15 protein-coding genes and 1 pseudogene are annotated in these 18578 nt (G+C 63.2%); 7 read left to right on the top strand and 9 right to left on the bottom strand.

The window, feature by feature from the left end; all coding sequences use genetic code 11:
• The 3 genes from ACK4OE_RS11330 to ACK4OE_RS11320 all read left to right on the top strand — a co-directional run.
• A partial coding sequence (locus ACK4OE_RS11330; RefSeq protein WP_409884911.1) for an AAA family ATPase occupies positions 1-483 on the top strand: 483 nt, incomplete at its 5' end.
• A 55-nt stretch (positions 484-538) separates the two neighbouring features.
• Positions 539-892, top strand: a complete 354-nt coding sequence (locus tag ACK4OE_RS11325; protein WP_409884910.1) for a hypothetical protein — start codon at positions 539-541, stop codon at positions 890-892.
• A gap of 96 nt (positions 893-988) precedes the next feature.
• On the top strand, positions 989-2428 hold the full coding sequence (locus ACK4OE_RS11320) for a coniferyl aldehyde dehydrogenase (protein ID WP_409884909.1): 1440 nt from the start codon (positions 989-991) through the stop codon (positions 2426-2428).
• On the opposite strand, the gene ACK4OE_RS11315 is transcribed toward ACK4OE_RS11320, so the two are convergent.
• Both ACK4OE_RS11315 and ACK4OE_RS11310 read right to left on the bottom strand, forming a co-directional pair.
• The gene (locus ACK4OE_RS11315) at positions 2400-4268 is read right to left on the bottom strand and encodes a hybrid sensor histidine kinase/response regulator (RefSeq protein ID WP_409884908.1); all 1869 of its coding nucleotides are present in this window, start codon (positions 4266-4268) and stop codon (positions 2400-2402) included. The two genes, ACK4OE_RS11320 and ACK4OE_RS11315, sit on opposite strands and share 29 nt — an antisense overlap.
• Positions 4255-4890, bottom strand: a complete 636-nt coding sequence (locus ACK4OE_RS11310; RefSeq protein WP_409884907.1) for a response regulator — start codon at positions 4888-4890, stop codon at positions 4255-4257. Before ACK4OE_RS11310 ends, ACK4OE_RS11315 begins: the two co-directional genes overlap by 14 nt.
• Before the next feature lie 163 nt (positions 4891-5053).
• Here ACK4OE_RS11310 and ACK4OE_RS11305 point away from each other — a divergent pair, with 163 nt between their 5' ends.
• From ACK4OE_RS11305 to ACK4OE_RS11295, 3 genes are all read left to right on the top strand, one after another.
• A complete protein-coding gene (locus ACK4OE_RS11305; protein ID WP_409884906.1) occupies positions 5054-5656 on the top strand; it encodes a hypothetical protein in 603 nt (200 codons plus the stop codon).
• 200 nt (positions 5657-5856) lie between these two features.
• Positions 5857-6378, top strand: coding sequence for a GNAT family N-acetyltransferase (locus ACK4OE_RS11300; protein WP_029414078.1), 522 nt, complete (start codon positions 5857-5859; stop codon positions 6376-6378).
• Between the two features lie 17 nt (positions 6379-6395).
• On the top strand, positions 6396-7571 hold the full coding sequence (locus tag ACK4OE_RS11295) for a methyltransferase (protein WP_409884905.1): 1176 nt from the start codon (positions 6396-6398) through the stop codon (positions 7569-7571).
• Positions 7572-7682: 111 nt separating this feature from the next.
• Here the strand turns inward: ACK4OE_RS11295 and ACK4OE_RS11290 are convergent, their stop codons facing one another.
• Positions 7683-8249, bottom strand: coding sequence for a hypothetical protein (locus ACK4OE_RS11290; RefSeq protein WP_409884904.1), 567 nt, complete (start codon positions 8247-8249; stop codon positions 7683-7685).
• A 274-nt stretch (positions 8250-8523) separates the two neighbouring features.
• On the opposite strand from ACK4OE_RS11290, the gene ACK4OE_RS11285 reads away from it, so the two are divergent.
• Positions 8524-9486, top strand: a complete 963-nt coding sequence (locus tag ACK4OE_RS11285; RefSeq protein ID WP_409884903.1) for a tRNA dihydrouridine synthase — start codon at positions 8524-8526, stop codon at positions 9484-9486.
• 69 nt (positions 9487-9555) lie between these two features.
• On the opposite strand, the gene ACK4OE_RS11280 is transcribed toward ACK4OE_RS11285, so the two are convergent.
• The 6 genes and pseudogenes from ACK4OE_RS11280 to ACK4OE_RS11255 all read right to left on the bottom strand — a co-directional run bounded on the left by ACK4OE_RS11280 (position 9556) and on the right by ACK4OE_RS11255 (position 18577).
• The gene (locus ACK4OE_RS11280; protein ID WP_409884902.1) at positions 9556-11472 is read right to left on the bottom strand and encodes a phospholipase D family protein; all 1917 of its coding nucleotides are present in this window, start codon (positions 11470-11472) and stop codon (positions 9556-9558) included.
• A 458-nt stretch (positions 11473-11930) separates the two neighbouring features.
• Positions 11931-12836, bottom strand: a pseudogene (locus ACK4OE_RS11275) (transposase); the annotation flags it as partial.
• Between the two features lie 21 nt (positions 12837-12857).
• Positions 12858-13964 carry a bifunctional diaminohydroxyphosphoribosylaminopyrimidine deaminase/5-amino-6-(5-phosphoribosylamino)uracil reductase RibD gene (gene ribD, locus ACK4OE_RS11270; RefSeq protein WP_409884901.1) on the bottom strand — a complete coding sequence of 369 codons (1107 nt, stop codon included), beginning with the start codon at positions 13962-13964 and terminating at the stop codon, positions 12858-12860.
• Between the two features lie 41 nt (positions 13965-14005).
• Positions 14006-14443 (bottom strand): type IV pilin protein, encoded by a 438-nt coding sequence (locus tag ACK4OE_RS11265; RefSeq protein ID WP_409884900.1) that lies wholly within the window; start codon positions 14441-14443, stop codon positions 14006-14008.
• Positions 14444-14471: 28 nt separating this feature from the next.
• A complete protein-coding gene (locus tag ACK4OE_RS11260) occupies positions 14472-17801 on the bottom strand; it encodes a pilus assembly protein (RefSeq protein ID WP_409884899.1) in 3330 nt (1109 codons plus the stop codon).
• Positions 17802-17812: 11 nt separating this feature from the next.
• Positions 17813-18577 (bottom strand): PilX N-terminal domain-containing pilus assembly protein, encoded by a 765-nt coding sequence (locus ACK4OE_RS11255; RefSeq protein WP_409884912.1) that lies wholly within the window; start codon positions 18575-18577, stop codon positions 17813-17815.
• Position 18578 lies beyond the last annotated feature (1 nt).

Below are 18578 nucleotides of genomic sequence, written 5' to 3'. Positions count from 1 at the left end.
CGCACTGTGGACTTCAAGAACACGGTGATCGTGATGACGAGCAACATCGGCTCGCACCTGATCCAGGCCATGGTGGGGCAGGACTCGGACGACATCAAGGAAGCGGTGTGGGGGGAACTCAAGAACCATTTCCGACCCGAATTCCTGAACCGGATCGATGAGACGGTGGTATTCCATGCGCTGGATGCGCAAAACATTGCCTCCATTGCCAAGATTCAGTTGCAGTTGCTGCAAACCCGGCTGGCGAAGATGGATTTGGAGCTGGAGGTGTCCGAGGCTGCCTTGGCAGAATTGGCCAAGGTGGGGTTTGACCCGGTTTACGGTGCGCGGCCGCTCAAGCGGGCGATTCAGCAGCGCATCGAGAACCCGCTGTCCAAGCTGCTGCTGGAAGGGCGTTTTCCGCCCAAGAGCGTGATTCCGGTCACGGTGAACCCGGTGCTGGAGCCCGGCGTGTTCCAGTTCGGCGCTGTTTCGCCGGGTTGATGGGGGTGGGGCAGGGGCTTTGGCCCCGGCCCTTGTTGTGAATGAGAGGTGTCGTTTGAACGAAATTGTTGCTGGCCTTTTGCGTTTTGTACTGCGCGTCGTGGTCGTCGCCATCGGCGTGGTGCTGTTCCTGAGCCTGCTGGCTGCAGTGATGGTGCTGGCGCTGGTGTGGACCTTGCGGGCAGGCTGGGCGCGGCTGACGGGTCGGCCCGTGACGCCGTGGGTGATGCGCATGGACCCACGCTCGGGCTTCAGCACCGTTTTCCGTTCGTCCGAGCGCTGGTCTGCCAGCCGCCGCAGCACTGCAGCGGGGGATGCATCGGCGGATGACGCGGCCGCGTCGCGCCGTGGCGGTGTGTTGCCCGGCGCCGCCGAAGTTTCAGACGTTGAAGCGCGCGACGTGCGCTGACACGCGCCACAGCCAGCCGCCATTGCCCCAGCGCCCTCCACGAAGGGCGTTTCCTTTTTGTGATGCACCTGTCGGGGTGTCTTCTATGATCAAACCATGACACCTGCCGATATCCACGCCCACTTCGACCTTCAACGCCAGGCCAGCCGCGAGCATGTCGATGTGCCCCTGCTGGTGCGCCGTGAGCGCTTGCTGCGGCTGTCCAAGATGCTCGATGAAAACGGAGCCGTGCTGGCGGCCGCGGTGCAGGCCGACTTTGGCATGCGCTCACCCCGCCTCACCGAGGTGGCTGACTTTTTGGTCCTGCGCACCTTGCTGTCGCACACGCTCAGCCATTTGGCGCGGTGGATGAAACCAAAAAAAGTCCGCACGCCGCTGTACCTGCAGCCCGCCCACGGGTTCATTCAGCGGCAACCGCTGGGGGTGGTGGGCGTGATAGCGCCGTGGAACTACCCTGTGCAGCTGGCGCTGGCGCCTGCCATTACGGCGCTGGCCGCGGGCAACCGCGTGATGCTCAAGCCCAGTGAGCTGACGCCGCACACATCCGCCCAGCTGGCCTTGCTGGTGGCGAAGTTCTTTTCGCCTGACGAGTTTTGTGTGGTGCAGGGCGACGCCAACTTGTCGGCCCTGTTTGCCTCGTTACCGTTTGACCACCTGGTGTTCACTGGCTCCACCGCCGTGGGCCGCAAGGTGGCGCACGCCGCGGCGCAGAACCTGACGCCCACCACCCTGGAGCTGGGCGGCAAGTCGCCCTGCATCATCGACGGCCACTGCGACATGCAGGACGCCGCGCTAAAGATTGCGCACGGCAAGCTACTCAACGCCGGGCAGACCTGCATTGCGCCCGACTATGTGCTGCTGCCCCGGGGCCGCGAAGGCGAGTTCACCCAGGCCTATCGCGCTGCGGTGCAGCGGCTGTTCCCCACCATCGAGGGCAATGGCGACTACGCTTCCATCATCACCCCGCGCCACCACGCACGCCTGCGCACGATGCTGCAGCAGGCGCAGACGCAAGGGGCCGATGTGCAGACCATCGACCCCGCAGCGGGCAAGGCACCGACCCACACCGTGGGCACGCTGGGCGATGGTGCCAGCCGCCAGATGCTGCCCACGCTGGTGTTCGGCGCCACGTCGCAGATGCAGCTGATGCAGGAAGAAATTTTTGGCCCCATCCTGCCGGTGATCTCGTACGAGCGGCTGGATGACGCCATTGCGCACATCAATTCAGGGCCGCGCCCGCTGGCGCTGTACTGGTTTGGCCAGAGCGAAGCGGTACGTGACGATGTGCTGCGCCGCACCGTGAGCGGCGGGGTGACGGTGAACGACACGCTGATGCACATTGCGCACGACAACCTGCCTTTTGGTGGCGTGGGCGACAGCGGCTGGGGCGCCTACCACGGAGAGCAGGGTTTTCTGCGGTTTTGCCACCAGAAGTCGGTGCTGGTGCAGTCGCGCTGGGCGATGGGCTCGTTGTTCTACCCGCCGTATGGCGCCCGGTTCGACCAGGTTATGGGGATGTTGAGGCGCTGGTTGTAGCTGCGTCGTCATCCAGCGGCTCCAGCGCTTCAGTGCCGGCGAGCGGCGGGTGAGTGATGAGCTGCACGATGGCATCGCGCAGCTGGCCGGTGGACACGGGCTTGTGCAGCAGCAGGGCAGAGGTGGACTGCGCATCGCGCAGGCGCTGGGGCGACGTGTCGCCCGTCATGATGATCGCGGGCACATTGGTGCCCAGGTAGGCACGCAGCGCCTGCAGCACCTGTTTGCCAGTTTCTTCGTGGCGCAGGCGGAAGTCCGTGATGATGATGTCGGGGGTGATGTCCTCCAGGCACTCCAGTGCGTCTGCACTGGACTCGGCGGTGATGCACTGGCACCCCCAGCTTTGCAGCAGTGACTGCATCCCCAGGCGCACGGCTTCGTCGTCGTCAATGGCCAGCACCCTCAGGCCCACCAAGCCGCGCGCGTCCAGGGCGGGCGCGGCATCGTCGTCCAGCGCGCCCTGCCAGCGGTCAAGCCACAGCCGAAACACCGAACCACGGCCTGGCTGTGAGCGCAGTTCCACCGAGGTCTTCATCTCTCGCGCCAGCCGCTGAACAATGGCCAGACCCAGTCCCAGGCCCTTGCGGCGGTCGCGTTCCGGGTTGCCCAGTTGGTGGAACTCCTTGAAAATCTCGTCCCACTGATGCTCGGGAATGCCCGCGCCTGTGTCCCACACCTCCAGCGCCAGCCGCTTGCCGCGGGTGCGGCAGGCAATGAGTACGCCGCCCCGTGCGGTGTAGCGCAGCGCGTTGGAGATGAAGTTGTGCATCACCAGCCCCACCAGTGACCGGTCGGCAAATGCCGCAGCCGAGGTCTCGCGCGTGCGGTACACCAGCCCGGCGGTGTCGGCCTGCGCACCAAACTCCTGCTCCAACGCCGTCAACAGCGGTTGCACGGCGAAGGCAACCGGCCGCACCTTCACCACACCGGCATCCAGCCGCGAATAGTCGAGCAGGGTGGTGAGCATTTCGGCAGCGGCGCCCGATGCGGCATGGGCATGCTTGAGCACGGTCTGCTGGTGTTCGTTGAGCGGGCTGCGGTGCAGCGATTCGAGAAAAAGGCCCATCGCGTGAAGCGGCTGGCGCAGGTCGTGGCTGGCAGCGGCCAGAAAGCGCGATTTGTCCCGGTCGGCCCGCTCGGCGGCTGCCTGCGCGGCCAGCGCGCGCTGTGACTCCGCCCGCAGCTCAGTCACCAGACGTTCGTTCTCCAGCTTCAGCGCAATGCTGCGGCGCGTGGCGCTGTCGGCGGTGCGTGCCTGCAGGCCAGTCAGCGTGTAGTAGACGGTGGTCAGAAACAGCGCGGGCCACATCACCGGGCCGCCTGCCAGTGCCACGGCAATCATCACGCCACCAATGGCGCAGGTCAGGTAGGTTGCATAGGCGCGGTACAGCGGCGCCCCCAGCCCCAGCGCGCCCGATGACACCGTGCTGATGATGCCAATGGCATAGATCACGCTGTCGGATGTCCCCCAATAGAGCACCACGTACCCCAGGCTGCCCCAGCTGAGCCCCATGGCGGCCATGCAGGCAATGAGTTTGCGCGCTGCCTGGGGGGCGGGGTCAGAAAACGGGGCAATGCTACGCAGTGTGGCGTACACGCCGGTCACCACCAGCGTGTGCGTGATGAGCCAGACAGCGACGGCCTGTGGGTCAGCGACGCGTGTCATCACCCACAGCGTTCCCAGTGCGGTGGCCAACGAGGCCAGCAGCGTCATCGGGAAGTTCTGTCGCAGCAGGGCCACCTGCTCGCGCAGCACTTCATCGCGCTCCCACACGCGCCAGCCCCAGCGCGTGGGGGGCATGGTCGCGTCGAGCGCCGCCACGTCCTCAGAAGGTGTCATGGAGCTGTCGTGTGGACAGGCCCAGGCGCTGCGCCGCCAGCAGGGCTGCGCTGCGGCTGTTCACGCCCAGCTGCGCAAAGATGGCCGCCACGTGCACCCGCACGGTGTTCTCGCTCAGGCCCAGGTCGCGGGCGATGACCTTGTTGGGCTTGCCGGTGCACAGCAGCGATAGCACCTCCAGCTGGCGGGTGGTGAGTATGGGAGTGTCCGGTCCCCGGGTAGTGGCGCTGTTTCCGCTATTGATGGGAAAGCACGGCTTGCCCGACAGGGCGCAGGTGATGGCCTCCAGGATGTCTTCGGCGTTGGCCGACTTGGGAAGGAAGCCGTCGGCGCCGCGCCCCCGTGCCTCGTGGATCGCGTCGGGCGCCACGCTGGCGGACACCAGCACGATGCGGGCCACCGGGCAAGCCTGGCGCAACAGTCGGAGGCCGTCAAGCCCGCTCATGCCGGGCAGCTGGATGTCCAGCAACACCAGGTCGGTGTCCGCGGCCTTCAGTGCGCAGGCCTCGGCAATGGAGCCGGCTTCGGCAATGACGCCTACGGACGGGTGGTCCTGAACGATCAGGCGCAGGCCTGTGCGGAACAGGGCGTGGTCATCCACAAGCAAAAGGCGGGCGGTCATACAGCCAAGTATTGCGCACAACGCACCGTTGCGGACTAGTCCTTTTGTGCGATGGACGCGCGGTGGTGCACTTTCTAGACTTTCCGTCAAGCATTGAAATGCACCTGGAAGGCGCGGCAATGCACACACGCTGATCTCAACCCAAGTTTCCAGAGGGACTTCCATGAATGCCAATGCCATTGCTCAGCGCCCTTCGTCGTCCGAGGACGCGTCCTCCCAGCGCACCGGCCGTCGCCCGGCCGCCAACCAGTCGGGCGACGGGAGTACCGGCCTGGGTGGCAACACCGTGGCCCACATCGTCGAAGAGAACTGCCCCGACTTGCTGGTGGCGGCAGGCGTGGTGATTGAACACCTGGATGCGCAGGCAGGCACCTGGCAGTTTTCAACGGACGAGGGCGAGACCTGGCGAGCCATTCGTACGGATCTGATCAACCGCGCAGGGCACTTGGGCCTGGCGCTGGACCGTGATGCGCGCCTGCGGGTACTGCCCTTTGGCGGCCACCGGGTCAGTGGTGCGCGTGTGGCGTTTCACACCGTGCAGCGCAGCCACGGGCAGGGCAACGGCAGCTACCGTGCCTATGCACCTGACGAGCGCGATGGTGGTTCGCGCACGGTGACGCTGGTGCTCAGCCTGGGCGCGGTCAACGGCCTGCCGCCTGAAGTGCACGTGCCACGCCCCCGCAACAAGCGCGCCCTGGCGCAGCGCGCCGGGATGTCAGCCAGCGGCGTAGGCCCGTCGCACCCCGGCTCCATGGCCATGGCGTAAAGGGGAATGTCGAAGCTTTCAGCAATGCGGTGAAAGGCATGCTGGAGGGCGCGCGGAGGCAGGGTAAACGCGGGGTTCGGCAGGGTCTGGAGCATGTTTTGCTGAGGCCGCAGTAGCCGTCCGCACAGGGGGAAAAACCGTTTGCGGCGACAATGCCGGTCCTTTCGTTTTTTCATCCCCCGTTTTCGTTCGGTTTTTTCATGTCCAGTATCCAGGTTCGTCCCGCCACGCTTCGCGATGCCAAAGCCATTGCCCAGATCCATACCGTCTCAGCCCAAGAGGTCTACAAAGGGCTGGTGCCAGACGAGCAGTTGAAATCCATGTCGGTCGAAAAGCGCCAAGCCTACTGGCGCGAGGCCATCGAATATTGCGAACCCCAGGTCCAGGTGGCTGTCGACGGCGAGAAGATCGTCGGTTTTGTCGGCTACGACCGTTCGCGCGACGAAAAATCCCGCCCCACCACCGGTGAAATCTGGGCCATCTACGCCGCCCCCACGCATTGGAACCAAGGCGTGGGCCTGGCCCTGTGGGACGCCGCCCGCGACGGCCTGCAGGAAGAAGGTTGCACCAACGTCACGGCGTGGGTGCCCCTGCGCAACGAGCGCGCTATTCGGTTCCACGAACTGGCGGGCTTCAAGCAGGAGCTCTCCACCGCCAAGACGGCTGTGGTGGGTGGCGTCAAGATCGAAGAAGTGCGCCTGAAGCGCCCCATCAACGCGTAATCACGCAAAGGCACTCAATGATCGAATGGAGCCGCCAGGGCCAGATTCAACAAGCCCAGTGGCGCTCCGAGAGCGGTGCCCCGGCCCCGCGCCGGGTCGTCACTGCCGATGACACGTTGGCCGCCGACACGGCCTACCGCATGGCCTGTGAAGGCACCGGTCTGCTGTGGCAGGGCGATTTTCAGAACGCCCGCATGCTGCTGCAGGCGCTGATGCGCCGGGCTGATGCCAAATCTGCCAAGTCCGCGAAGTCGGGAAAGCCCAGCAAGTCTGCCGTCAAGGCTGCTGAAAAAGCCGCGGCCGCTACCCCCGCTGAAGCCTTTCACCTGCACCGCCAGGCGCAGGCGCAGCGCGCGCGGGTGCTGGCGTCGGTGCTGATTCCGCTGGAAGACGACTTCAGCATAGGCCTGCGCCGCGCTCCCGACTGGCGCCAGGCGTGCGCTGAAGCCTGGGGCCCCGCGACGGGCGAGCGATCCGTCGCTACGCTGCGCGAGCTGCTGGGAATTGTCGGCGCGCATGAGTGGCGCAAAAAGGGTGTTGAAGTGCCCGCCCTGGGCGCACCTCCGCAAAACCGCATCCACCCCCACTATGGCGTTTTCTCTCCGGTGCGCGGCGAATACGTGGGCCTGGTTGCCGACATGGCGCTGCCCAGCAAGGCACTGGCCTTTGACATTGGCGTGGGCACCGGCGTGTTGTCTGCGGTGCTGGTGCGCCGCGGCGTGCAGCGCGTGGTGGGCACCGACCAGGACCCGCGCGCCCTGGCCTGCGCCCGCGAGAACCTGCAGCAACTGGGCGTGCTACCCCAAGTCGAGCTGCTGCAGGCCGACCTCTTCCCGCCCGGCCGCGCGCCGCTGGTGGTGTGCAACCCGCCGTGGGTGCCTGCACGTGCCAGCTCGCCCATCGAGCACGCGGTGTACGACGAAGGCAGTCGCATGCTCAAGGGCTTTCTGGCGGGTTTGGCCGACCATCTGGAACCCGGTGGCGAGGGCTGGCTGATCCTGTCGGACTTGGCCGAACACCTGGGTCTGCGGCCGCGCGAGCAGTTGCTGGGCTGGATCGCCGAAGCGGGCCTGGTGGTGCAGGGCCGGCACGATGTGAAGCCCCAGCACACCAAGGTTGCGGATGCAGGCGATGCGCTGCATGCGGCGCGCGCGGCAGAGGTGACGTCGCTCTGGCGTCTGGCGGCTGCCTGACCTGCTCCAGTCGGGCTCTCGGATATAGGGGATTGGACGAGGGCTGAGCGGTGGGGGTTGGTCAACTGTTCGCTCCAACCCATCGCGGTTGCAAAAACAGTCCAAAAGATTTCAGGCCAGATCGGCGGGCTGTGTCAGCTCAAATGGCCCGGATTGATTTGCAGCCGTGTGCGGCAGCAGTTGATCCAGTCGTTCCCGCAGGCTGGCCGCGCGTTCTGCGCCCGCTGTCATGGCGACTTCTTCCAGCATGGCCTCGCCCACGTCCAGCATGCTCACGCGGTCTTTGGCGGCGCGCAGTGCCTCGCGAAACTGCTGCGCCAGCTCGGGGTCGCGGCGCGCAAACAGCCGCTCGCAAAGGTCGAACAGGTACATGCGGGCGCCCGCCAGTGAGCGCAATGATTCCCCTGGCTCGGGCCGCTGGATGGATGGCGTGGGCGTGGGGCTACGGCTGGCGCTGCGGGACGGCTCGTCCACGGCGGGGAGTGCAGTCGGGCCTGTGAGGTAGCCCTGGCGCATCAGATTGTCGACGATTTGTGCGCCAATGCCGTTGTACATGGCCTGCAGGTCGGACAGCGATTTGCCATCTGCCAGAAGCAGCAGCGAGCGCTCTCGCAGGCTCAGGGTGCGAACGCCGGGTGAGAGTTCCAGGCGGGCTTTTTCGGTTTTTTGTAGCAGCATGGTGAGGCTCCGTTCACGGATACAACCGGGTTGACGGTTCAATGCCCGCAATTGCAGCAGCCTGCCGTGACTGCGTGATGACCCCGCTGCAGCACAATGGCGAGCCACCTTGCGCGAAGCGTTTTTGCGTAAGTTGTGAATGCTATATTGTTGATAGCTGTTAGCGCTTATTGGATAAGCGCTAGAGTCTGTTTTTATTCATATTTTCGTATGTGTGCCTACCCCGGTAGTGCTGCGTTTTGCACACCGGTTAAGCCACTGGTACCGCTTTGCAATGACCCTGCTGCTTGCCCCGATGGAGGGGCTCCTGGATTTTGTTCTGCGCGACGTGTTGACCCGCGTGGGCGGGGTGGACCGCTGCGTTTCTGAGTTCATCCGCATCACCGGTACCTTGCTGCCCGACAAGGTTTTCTTGCGCTACGTGCCCGAGTTGAACAACGGTAGCCGTACGCTGGCGGGAGTGCCGGTGCGCGCTCAGTTGCTGGGGTCCGACCCGGTTTGCATGGCTGAAAACGCGGCACGCCTGGCTGCGTTGGGGCCGGAGGGGATCGACCTGAACTTTGGTTGCCCCGCCAAAGTGGTCAACCGCCATGGCGGAGGCGCTGCGCTGTTGCAAGAGCCCGAGCGCATTGCCACGGTGGTGGCCGCTGTGCGCCGTGCCGTACCTGCGCATTTGCCCGTGTCCGCCAAGATGCGCCTGGGTTTCAACGACACGGGGCTGATGCGTGAATGCGCGCAGGCGATGCAGGCGGGTGGCGCGGCCGAGCTGGTGGTGCACGCCCGCACCAAGGCCGACGGCTATCGGCCCCCCGCGTACTGGGAGCACATTCCCACCATCCGCGCGGCAGTGCAGATTCCGGTGGTGGCCAATGGTGAGATATGGACGGTGGCCGACGCGCAGCGCTGCCGCGAAGTGTCAGGCTGCGATGCGCTGATGCTGGGCCGTGGCATGGTGGCAGACCCGGGCTTGGCCCGCGCCATTCGCGCAGCCGATGCCGGGCAACCCGGTGCTGACACCGTGGTGTGGGCTGATCTGGTGCCGCATCTGGCGGCGTTCTGGCGGCTGGTTTGCGAAGACCTGGAGCCCCGGCAGCGCGCGGGGCGGCTCAAGCAATGGCTCAACCTGCTGCGCAGGCGGTTCACCGAGGCCGAGGTGGCCTACCAGCATGTGCGCACGATGACGGATCAGCGGGCCATCACGGCATGGGTTGCGGCGTTGGTGGCGCAACACGAATAGGGAAGCGTGCGGGTTGCTGCTGAGTGCAGAGTGCTGGTACCTTTGGCGCGCCGGGTGCCAGTCTGTGCGTTACAGCAGGTGGTCGGGTGCCAGCGGCCCCAGCAGTTGCAGCATCAACCGCAATGGGATGCTGGCATCGGGTTCTGACGTGGCATCGCTCAGCCCGCTGCCTTGTGGGGCGCGCCAGACGAGCGCGCCTTCTTTCAACTGCACATGCCATGCTGCCTCTCTCAGAGCGGTTTCAATCTGAGCGGTGGCACGGCGGGACAAGTCGGTGCTGCGAATCAGCAAGGCTATCTCGGTGTTCTGGCGTTGCGACCGAATGTCCAGGTTCATCGACCCAACGACCAGCAGGCGGCCGTCCATGATCAGCAGCTTGGAGTGCAGCATGGCGCGCGAGCTGCCCATGGATCCCGTGCCACCCCCGCCACCCGTGCTGCCGGTTGAACCCAGCGAGCCCCTTAGTACGCCAGGCAGCTCGCTGCGCATCTCGTACAGGTCCACTCCCATGGCCAGCAGGTCAGGGCGGTGGCGCGCATAGCCGGCATGGGCAATGGGTGCATCGTTAGAGGCGAGCGAGTTGGTAAGCACACGCACCCGCACCCCCCGCGCACGCGCGGCGGCAAACGCCTGCTTCATGTCGGGGCCGGGCACAAAGTACGGCGAGATGATGAGCAGGTCGCGCCGCGCCTGGCCCATCAGCTGCAGCAGACCGTCCACGACCGTGTCGGTCTGGGCTTCGAGCGTTTCGCTGTCCGGGGATGCATTGGCGATGCCGTTGGGCGCAGGCGCTGGTGAAGAGCCACCCGCGCTACTGCCTGGGCTCGGGTTGGGTGGAGCCATGCCAGCCCCCGTCGTAGAGGCTGGTGACGCAGACGGAGGTCCCGCCGCAGTCGCCGTCCGCGCGCCCCGTGAGGTGATGGTGACCGGCGTAGCGCGGGCAGGCGCTTTCTCTGGCAAGGTGCCCGTCGATGCACCATCCGGTGGGATCTTGGCGGGTTTGTCGACAAGCACGGCCGCTGGTGCCCAGGTGAATTGCGCTTGCGCCAGATCCATCGGCTGGTAGTCCCAGATGCGCGCGCGTTGGGCTGCAGTGGCACGTCGGCCATCGCCCACGGGCTGGTTGTCGGGCGCCAAGGCACCACCCTGGCCTTCAATGCGCTCGCGCCGGGCCGCATCTGATGTGCGCATCGACTCTCGCATGGTGTTGAGTTCTTGCCGCGTGATCAGCGACTGAACCGGGTAGGCCCGTTCGTTGTTCCAGTAGCTATCAAAGCTACGAGACAGGTCCTGCACGATAGGCCCCACCGCCAGCACATCCAGGTCCACAAAATTGCCTGTATCAGCGTTGCCAAAGTACGCATCACCCAAATTGCGCCCGCCCGTAACGCCCATGGCGTTGTCGGCAATGAAGAGCTTGTTGTGCATGCGCTGCTGCACCCGCGAGAAGTCGCCCAGCACGCTGAACATGCGGCCCAGCGACGAACCCCGCGCGCCCGCAAGCGGGTTGAACATGCGCATCTCGATATTGGGCACAAAGGCCAGCCGCATCACCTGCGCGTCGCGCCCCGTGCTGTGAAAGTCATCCAGCAGCACACGCACACGCACGCCGCGCTTGGCGGCCGCCACCACGCTGAGCAGCAGGCGTTCGGTGCTGGCGTCTGCGTGAATGGCGTAGTACTGCAGGTCCAGCGATTTCTCGGCGCCGTCTACCAAAGCAAGGCGGCTGCTGTAGGCATCTTGGGGGCCGTTGAGTAGCAAAAACCCCGATGCGTGCCGCCCTTGTGCAGCTGCACGCCGCGCATCCACCGTGCGGCCCAAAGTGGTTTCTGCGGAGGAGGTGAGGGCAGTAGAAACGGGCCGGTGCACATCCTTGGGCAGGCCCGCACAGCCTGTGAAGGCCCCTGCAGCAAGCAGGGCCGTAACGGCCAGACGGCCATAGCGGACGGTGGTTGCCAGAAAAGCGGGGGCAGGCGAAGAGGGCATCGCGCGATTGTGCCTGCCGACCGGCGCTGCGGGTGTCGGACGCAACGCCAATACATGCATGGCAGTCAGGCTGTAGATACTCCACTTGTTCTGCGTGAGGGTAAAGTTTCGGCCAATGGGGCCGATACCTCTCAATACACCAACCGCAAGCCAAAAGACATCTCTGTAAGGAGAAATATCCGAGAAAAATGCCTGTATCGCTCGATCAATATAGCTTTTAAGCTATTAAAAATATAGTAATTTCAGCTGCGTTTGAAATATGTGAGGTTCGGGCTCCACTCGACGTGCTAGGAGTCTGGGCGGCAGAACATTCCGAGCAAGCTCCGAACGTCCGCCAGCGGCCTTTTTGCGCCGCAGGCGGTGGTGGACGCGTTCACCATCGCCGATCTTCATGGCGCGGTTGAAGTGATCAAGTCGCGCGCAGATGTCGCCGCAGGCGCCTGTCACCGCCTTTCCCCTCAAGCAGCCCTCATCGCCCCCATCCTGCGCAGATTCAGCGCCATGCACACGAGTTTGAACTCGGCTTTTGCCCTCTCTAAACCGCGCATGCTGAACTGGCGCAACCCCAGCACATTCTTGATCCAGCCGTTGGGCGGCTCGGCGATCCATTTGCGCTTTCTGTAGTCCCCCTGGCCTTGTTCGGTTTGTAACTTGGCCGCCATGGCCTTCGTGTGCGGGTAGCGGTTTGCGTCTTTGGGCACAGCCCTTGCCTTGCCTTCGCGCCCCAGCGCAATCACCAGTTCGGTATCGGGGTGCGTCTGAGCCAGCTTGGCTATCACCGCTTCACTGCGGTAGCCCGCATCGGCCAAGACCTGTGCTGCCTGCGCACCGGTGTGGGTTTGCACTGCATCCAGCACCATGGGCAGTTGCTGTACGTCCGTGCTGGTGTTCACCACCTCGGCGGCCACAATGATGTGGGCCGTCTCGTCCACTGCGGTCTGGGCGTTGTAGCTGTAATCAAAGCCTCCGCCTGCGCGCTTCATGATGCGGCTGTCGGGGGCGGTGAAGCTGCTCTGGGCCTTGGGCTCGGGGATGCCGAAGTCGCGTTTGTAAGGACGGCCTGCTTTGGGTTTGCCGTCTTTGCCCTGGGGCTTGCGCTCATCGCCGGGGCTGCGGCCTCGCTGTGTGTCAGCCTGGGCTTGGCGCTCCTGCAGCCGCGCTTTGGCCGCCTCAATCGCTGCCAGTCGGGCTTGCCTGCGCTCCAGCTCTGCGGGGATGTCCAACTCGGGCTCGTTCTTCTCGGCCTCATCGATGTGCGCTGCTTTGTGCAGCAATGCGGCGATCTGAGCTTTGAGCTCGGCCTCGGTGCTTTGCATACGGGCGTAGCTCATGGCTTTGTGGCGGCTGGCGTTGGCCTTGACTTCTGCCGCCCAGACTCCTAGCGGTCAGAACCGGTCGCGACCAGGTAGGCGCGCTCGAATGCGCAAATCGGGCCCCACGCGATCTACGGCCGTGAACTCCAGCGCCTGGCCCTCCTGCAAATTGGCCAGCGGGGTCAGGTGCGCCAGCCCCATGCCCGGGCCTAGCAGCAACGGCGCCAAGTACACCAGCAGTTCATCCACCAGCCCCTCGCGCAGCAGCGAGCCATTGAGCTTGTGGCCCGCCTCCACATGCAGCTCGTTCACGCCGCGGGCAGCCAGATCGCGCAGCATGGCGGCCAGGTCCACCTTGCCCGCTGCGTTGGGCACAGAAACAACGGTGACACCACGCGCCTGTAACGCCTTCTGCTTGGCGGGGTCGGGCACGGCGGTGTAGATCAGGCAGGTGCGCTGCACCTGAAGCAGCCGGGCATCAAGGGACAATTGCAGCGAACTGTCGACCAGCACCAAGTGCGGTTGGCGTTGTGTCTCCACCTCGCGCACATCCAAGCGGGGGTCGTCGTCGAGTACGGTGCCTATGCCCGTTAGCACCGCACATGCGCGGGCACGCCACGCATGGCCATCCATACGAGCTTGCGGCGATGTAATCCACTGGCTCTGCCCGTTGAGCAACGCTGTCGCGCCATCCAAGGATGCCGCCACCTTCATCCGCACCCAGGGGGTGCGCCGGATCATGCGGCTGAAAAACCCAATGTTCAGCTCGCGCGACTCCTCAGCGCCCGGGCCCACCACTACCTCGACGCCCGCCGCACGCAGGTGGGCAAAACCCTGGCTTGCAACCAAGGGGTTGGGGTCTTGTACCGACGCAACCACCCGCGCAACCCCGGCAGAAATAAGCGCATCACAACAAGGGCCGATGCGGCCTTGGTGAGCACACGGTTCCAGGGTGACGTAGGCGGTGGCGCCGCGGACGTTGTGACCAGACTCTGCGGCCTGCTGTAAGGCCATGACTTCTGCATGGGCGCCACCCGCCAGTTGGGTGAAGCCCGTCCCCAGTACAAGACCTTCGTGTGTGGCAATGACGCAGCCAACGCGCGGGTTGGGGCTGGAAACAAAAAGCGCCTGGGTGGCGAGCCCAAGCGCTTGTTCGATGTGGGGGGGGGCAGCGTGCATGGCATCAGAATGGTACCCGAGCCCCCGCCGTTCCGTTGGGTTTACCGTCTCCAGCATTCCTCGACGGTCGTGCCGCTAGGCATTGGCAACGGTACGTTTCCGCGCACACCGGTTTCGGTCAGGGTGTAGTTGCGACATCGGTCATTGGTCTGGACCCCTGTACGGGTGGCCGTGAGCGTGTAGGTGCGGCCGTTGGCAGAGGCCAACGCGATCGTGTAGCCATTGGTGGGCACGGTCGCCAGAGACGCTGGAAACGCCGCCGTGAGCGGGTAGGTGCCGGTCGCCGTGGCGGCGCGCTCAAGCCACTGCGCAGCTGACAGCAACCCGGCGCGCGCCTCTGAGCGGTGGCCACGGGCCACATACTCGCGGTAGCTTGGCAAAGCAATGGCCGCCAGGATGCCCACAATAGCCACGACGATCATGACTTCGATCAGCGTGAACCCGTGTTGCCGGGCTTTTGGCAGTGTGTGTGATTTCATGGTGGTCATCATCATAAAGGTCACCGTGTCACTGCATCTGACGCCAGCTTGGACGCAGCGGTTGTTCGGGCAAACGGGCAAACGTGTCCAGCGAGCCATCAGCACCACGGACCTTGATCAGATCCTTGCCGATGACCGGGCTTTGAGCGCCCTTGGAGGTCTGCATCCGCGAAACTTGCTGGTCCAGTGCGCTGAACAGGCCGTCGCCGTTGGAGTCCATCACTTGCACACTGGGTCGACGTCCATCCATGATGTTCAGAAATGTGCGGAACTGGCGCTCTTCCTGCGGCGAGGGTGTGCAAGTCTCTTCGATCGCATTGCCTCCGGAGGCAGGAATCTGCGTCATTACTTCCAGGTTGTTGCTGGCGTCGTAGAAATTAATGGTTTTCAGCAGGCGCTCGCCTGTCTCAGGGAGGTGCACGTACCACCCCTTCTTGGCGTCGGAGCCGGTGTAAGGCACGGGATTCTGGCTCATTCTCCAGAACTTGCGGCCAGAGCTGGAGCCACCGCCATCAATTGCGGTACCCAACATCGTCTGCTGAACCAGGTCTGTCGTGCCCCCGACGACGGTCGGGGTGGCGGCTGCTGTATCGACAACGACTTTGCCCGCAGTGATCTTGTACTTCGTGTTGTCCAGGATGGAGTACACGCTTTGTTTGGACTGATCAGTACGGTCACCCTCGGTGATATTGCGGCCGGTACCGAAGGCCACCATCATTCCCCCAGCGCCACGGTCATTGGCTTTCACGGTCGGAGCTGCGGTAACAGGCTGTCGGGTGCTGGAGCCCCCGCTCGTATAGATGGCTTGGTAAAGCGGCTGCCCGCTGAAAGCCACGTTCCAACTCGCCGGCGTGGCGGAAGAAATATCAAATTTCCACAAGTTGCCCTTGAGATCGCCGGCATAGGCCACGTCCGGACTGCCGTCGCCATTGATATCCACCAGGCGCGGAGAAGACAACCCATTTTGAACAACGTTGTCACCCGTCGTGGCTGCCACGATCTTTTTCAAACTCTTGTCACCGTCAAGGTACTGAATCAACAAAACCGGCCGTTCATTGGTGCTGTTGTAGCCATTGCCCAGCACTACCGCCCAGCGCCCGTTGTTGAGTTTCGCAATCTGTGAAGTCTTAAAAGGGTTGGTGTCTTCAACCACGGGGGGGGCAAAAATATGTCCGATGTCTGCCTCATCAGAGGCGGGCAGGACAACCTCCAATTTGTGCATGGTCTTATCCATCACCACCAATGATGCGGCGTTGGCCGTGCTGAATACGGATGCAATGGAGTTGTCGGTTGTGCCGGGCTTGCTGACGTCGAGAACGAAGTATCCTTTGCCGCCCGCACCCAGCGATCCTACAAGCATGGTGCGCCAGTCGGGTGTGACAGTGTCGCCCACATCAACGTCTCCGGTAAAGGGCGAGCCGTCTACGTAGTACAGGTGCGAATAGCCGGGTTTGGACAACTCGGTGAGATTGGGGTAGATGCCTTTGGGTACGTATGCCAGCTTCTCGTCACCGGTGAGGGCTGAAAATCCGTGCAGCATGCCGTCATTGCCACCAACATAAATCATGGGGTTGCGGGCCTTGTTGGCGCGCGCAAAAGCCTGGTATCCCTTGAAACTGAAATTGCTAACCGGGCTCCCCGTGAACCAGACGTTGGAGTTCACGATATCACCTTGGCGGGAGAGGCGAACTCGAAATGGCTGGGCCACTGTGCTGCCTTCCTTCGTGCGGTCGCCCCGAAGAAAATTCACGCGGTCCTCGCCCCTGCCGTCAGCATCAAGGAGGGTTTTCTGGATCGCGCTTAGCTTAAGCACACCGGCATCCCACTCGAACGGGGCGCCCAGGTTGGTCGTGTCGTTGGTGGTGATGATGACGCGCCCCGTGACATCTGTCAGCGCATCAAGCTTGTCGGCTGTGGTCACGCGGTCTTTGGGGGCCGGCTGTCCGGTCTTGATTCCCCAGGCAGGGTTGGCGGATTCGGTACCCGTACCCTTGGCCACGATGTCAGAGCGCACGTACCCCGTCCACCCGTCCGCCTGATACCCAGACTTGAACACGCCAAAGTCCGAACGGGTATTGGTGGTAGATGTTCCAGCAAAGCTCGTCACCGGCGCGGTGTTGTCGGCCACGATACCACCAACGATTTCGAGGAACGCGTTTTTCAGGTCTTGTGATGTCTGCGCAGGGTAAAACTTGCCACGGCTGTTGATGGCCATGTGCCACAACTCCTCCTGGCGGCCCGACTCATTGGTCGTTATCGGGTCGCGCCAGGTGCGGGTGCCAACAATTGCCCGAGAAAAATCGCCACCGTACATGCCACCGGCAGTGTTGAACATTGGGTTCGTCGCGATATCGGGCCAGGTTGCCGCATTGTTGTAGCCGATGGTGTATGTGTTGAGGTGCTGCCAGGTTGCAGGATTGTTCTTGGGGTTCCAGTATTCTGAAACCGTGCGCGACGTTGCACCGTCAGCAAACGTCTCACTGCCGGACTTTTTAACCAAAGGCGAAAGGCCATTGGCGATACCGGGCTGCAAGTCCGTCGCCCAGTAGTGAAACGCCATGTCCGAAAGCGTCGGAAAGTTGAAGTTGTAAGTGATACCGCTGACAGTTCGACTGGTAGTGCCCCCGCCCCAGTCATCCCGGTAAATACGGGTTTCGTCAGATGCCACGGAATAGCTTGTGCCATCGGGGAGCAAGCGGTCAGTACCATCATCGTTCTTGATCGTCATTGCAGTCATGCTTGACAGATATGGATTCGCCGGCGGCGAGAAATTGTTCCATCCGCCGTCAGTCATCGCAATGTGGTAGGAGCGCCGGCAGGTCAAGGGATTCGCGTCGGCAGTTCCGGGGGTTTCATTCCAAGGGCTGTTAACACCGGTAGTCTTCATGTATTCCCCAGCGCTCCACATCATCGTGTGGGTAGGGGTATTTCCGCCTGCGACCAAGGTATCAATCCAACGGAAAAACTGTCCTCGGTGGCTGTCCTCTGCCGTGGAGGTAGAGCCTTTGAGCTCGCGCATGGTGTTCCATGACACCCCGTTTTTCGTACACGAACTATGTGTACCCGGGAGTGTGTTGCAACCCCACATGGTTTGGTACGCCAGTCGGAGCGAGCCGTCAGGCAAATTGGAGGCGTCGAAGGTATCTTTCAACGCATTTTTCAGTGCGGTCATGCCCGCAGCGCCCATACTACCGGAGTTGTCTACCGAAATGATCACATTGGGAGTGGGCTGCTTGCTGGCCGTGCCCGCTGGGTACTGCACCAAGTTCAGTGGCGCTGCAAACGCAAAATGGGGAAGCGCGATTGATGAGATCAGCACACTGAGCAAGGTGCGCTTGAAAACCACGGGTGATTTCATGTCGGACTCCATCAATTCTTGAGTTTTTGGCGAACAAAGGTCGATTGCAGGACAACCTGCGTGCCAGGGCGCAAGCCTCGGGCGATGGCAGTGATGCGGAAGGCCACATTGGGCTTGAGATTCAGGGCAAGGTTGTTGCTGCCGTTGGTAATAAGGCCCGTGTTGCCTGCATTGGCGTCATATGGCATCACCTCTACCCAGTACCAGCCGCCTTGTCCTGCCGTGGTGTTCTTTAGAATGCTGTGACTGGCTTTGCTGCCGACCAAGCCGATCTCAGCGCCTGTAAATTGTCCGTACCTGGCGCCGACGTTATTGGCAATCATGGCGTTGAGCGTTGTGGTGTCGCTCCAGAAGTCCTGATTGCCCGTGCGTTTGAGGCACATGCCGTTAAGGCACTTCGTTGCCTGGAGGTCAAGTGTGGCAAACAGAGTGGCGAGGTCTTGGTCTTCTTCTGGATACCAGACGAGCGTGGCAGCGTCAGGCTCACGGCAGATGTTGGGCTTCGCTACAACGGGCGCACAAGCGCTCCCGTCGGGTTTGGCCCTGCGAATGTCCAGCTCTGCGTCTTGCATGAGCGCTTGCGCCGCCTCAAACGCCCGCTGGTAATCGGCATCGTTGCCGACGATGAGCTCGTTGAAGAGCGAGGTCCGTGCTGCCCATAGGGAAAGCAGTGTGGACAGCAGCACGATGACGATAACTACGAACAGCGAAATACCTCGCTGTCTAACTCGCGGAAAAGACAGGGGTTGCGTTGGAGGGGGGGCTTGTTCGTACATG

The organism is Acidovorax sp. (genome assembly GCF_046314175.1).
Classification (GTDB): Bacteria; Pseudomonadota; Gammaproteobacteria; order Burkholderiales; family Burkholderiaceae_C; genus Acidovorax.
Note: the sequence above shows the minus strand (reverse complement) of the source record. Positions and strands in the feature narration are given on the sequence as shown.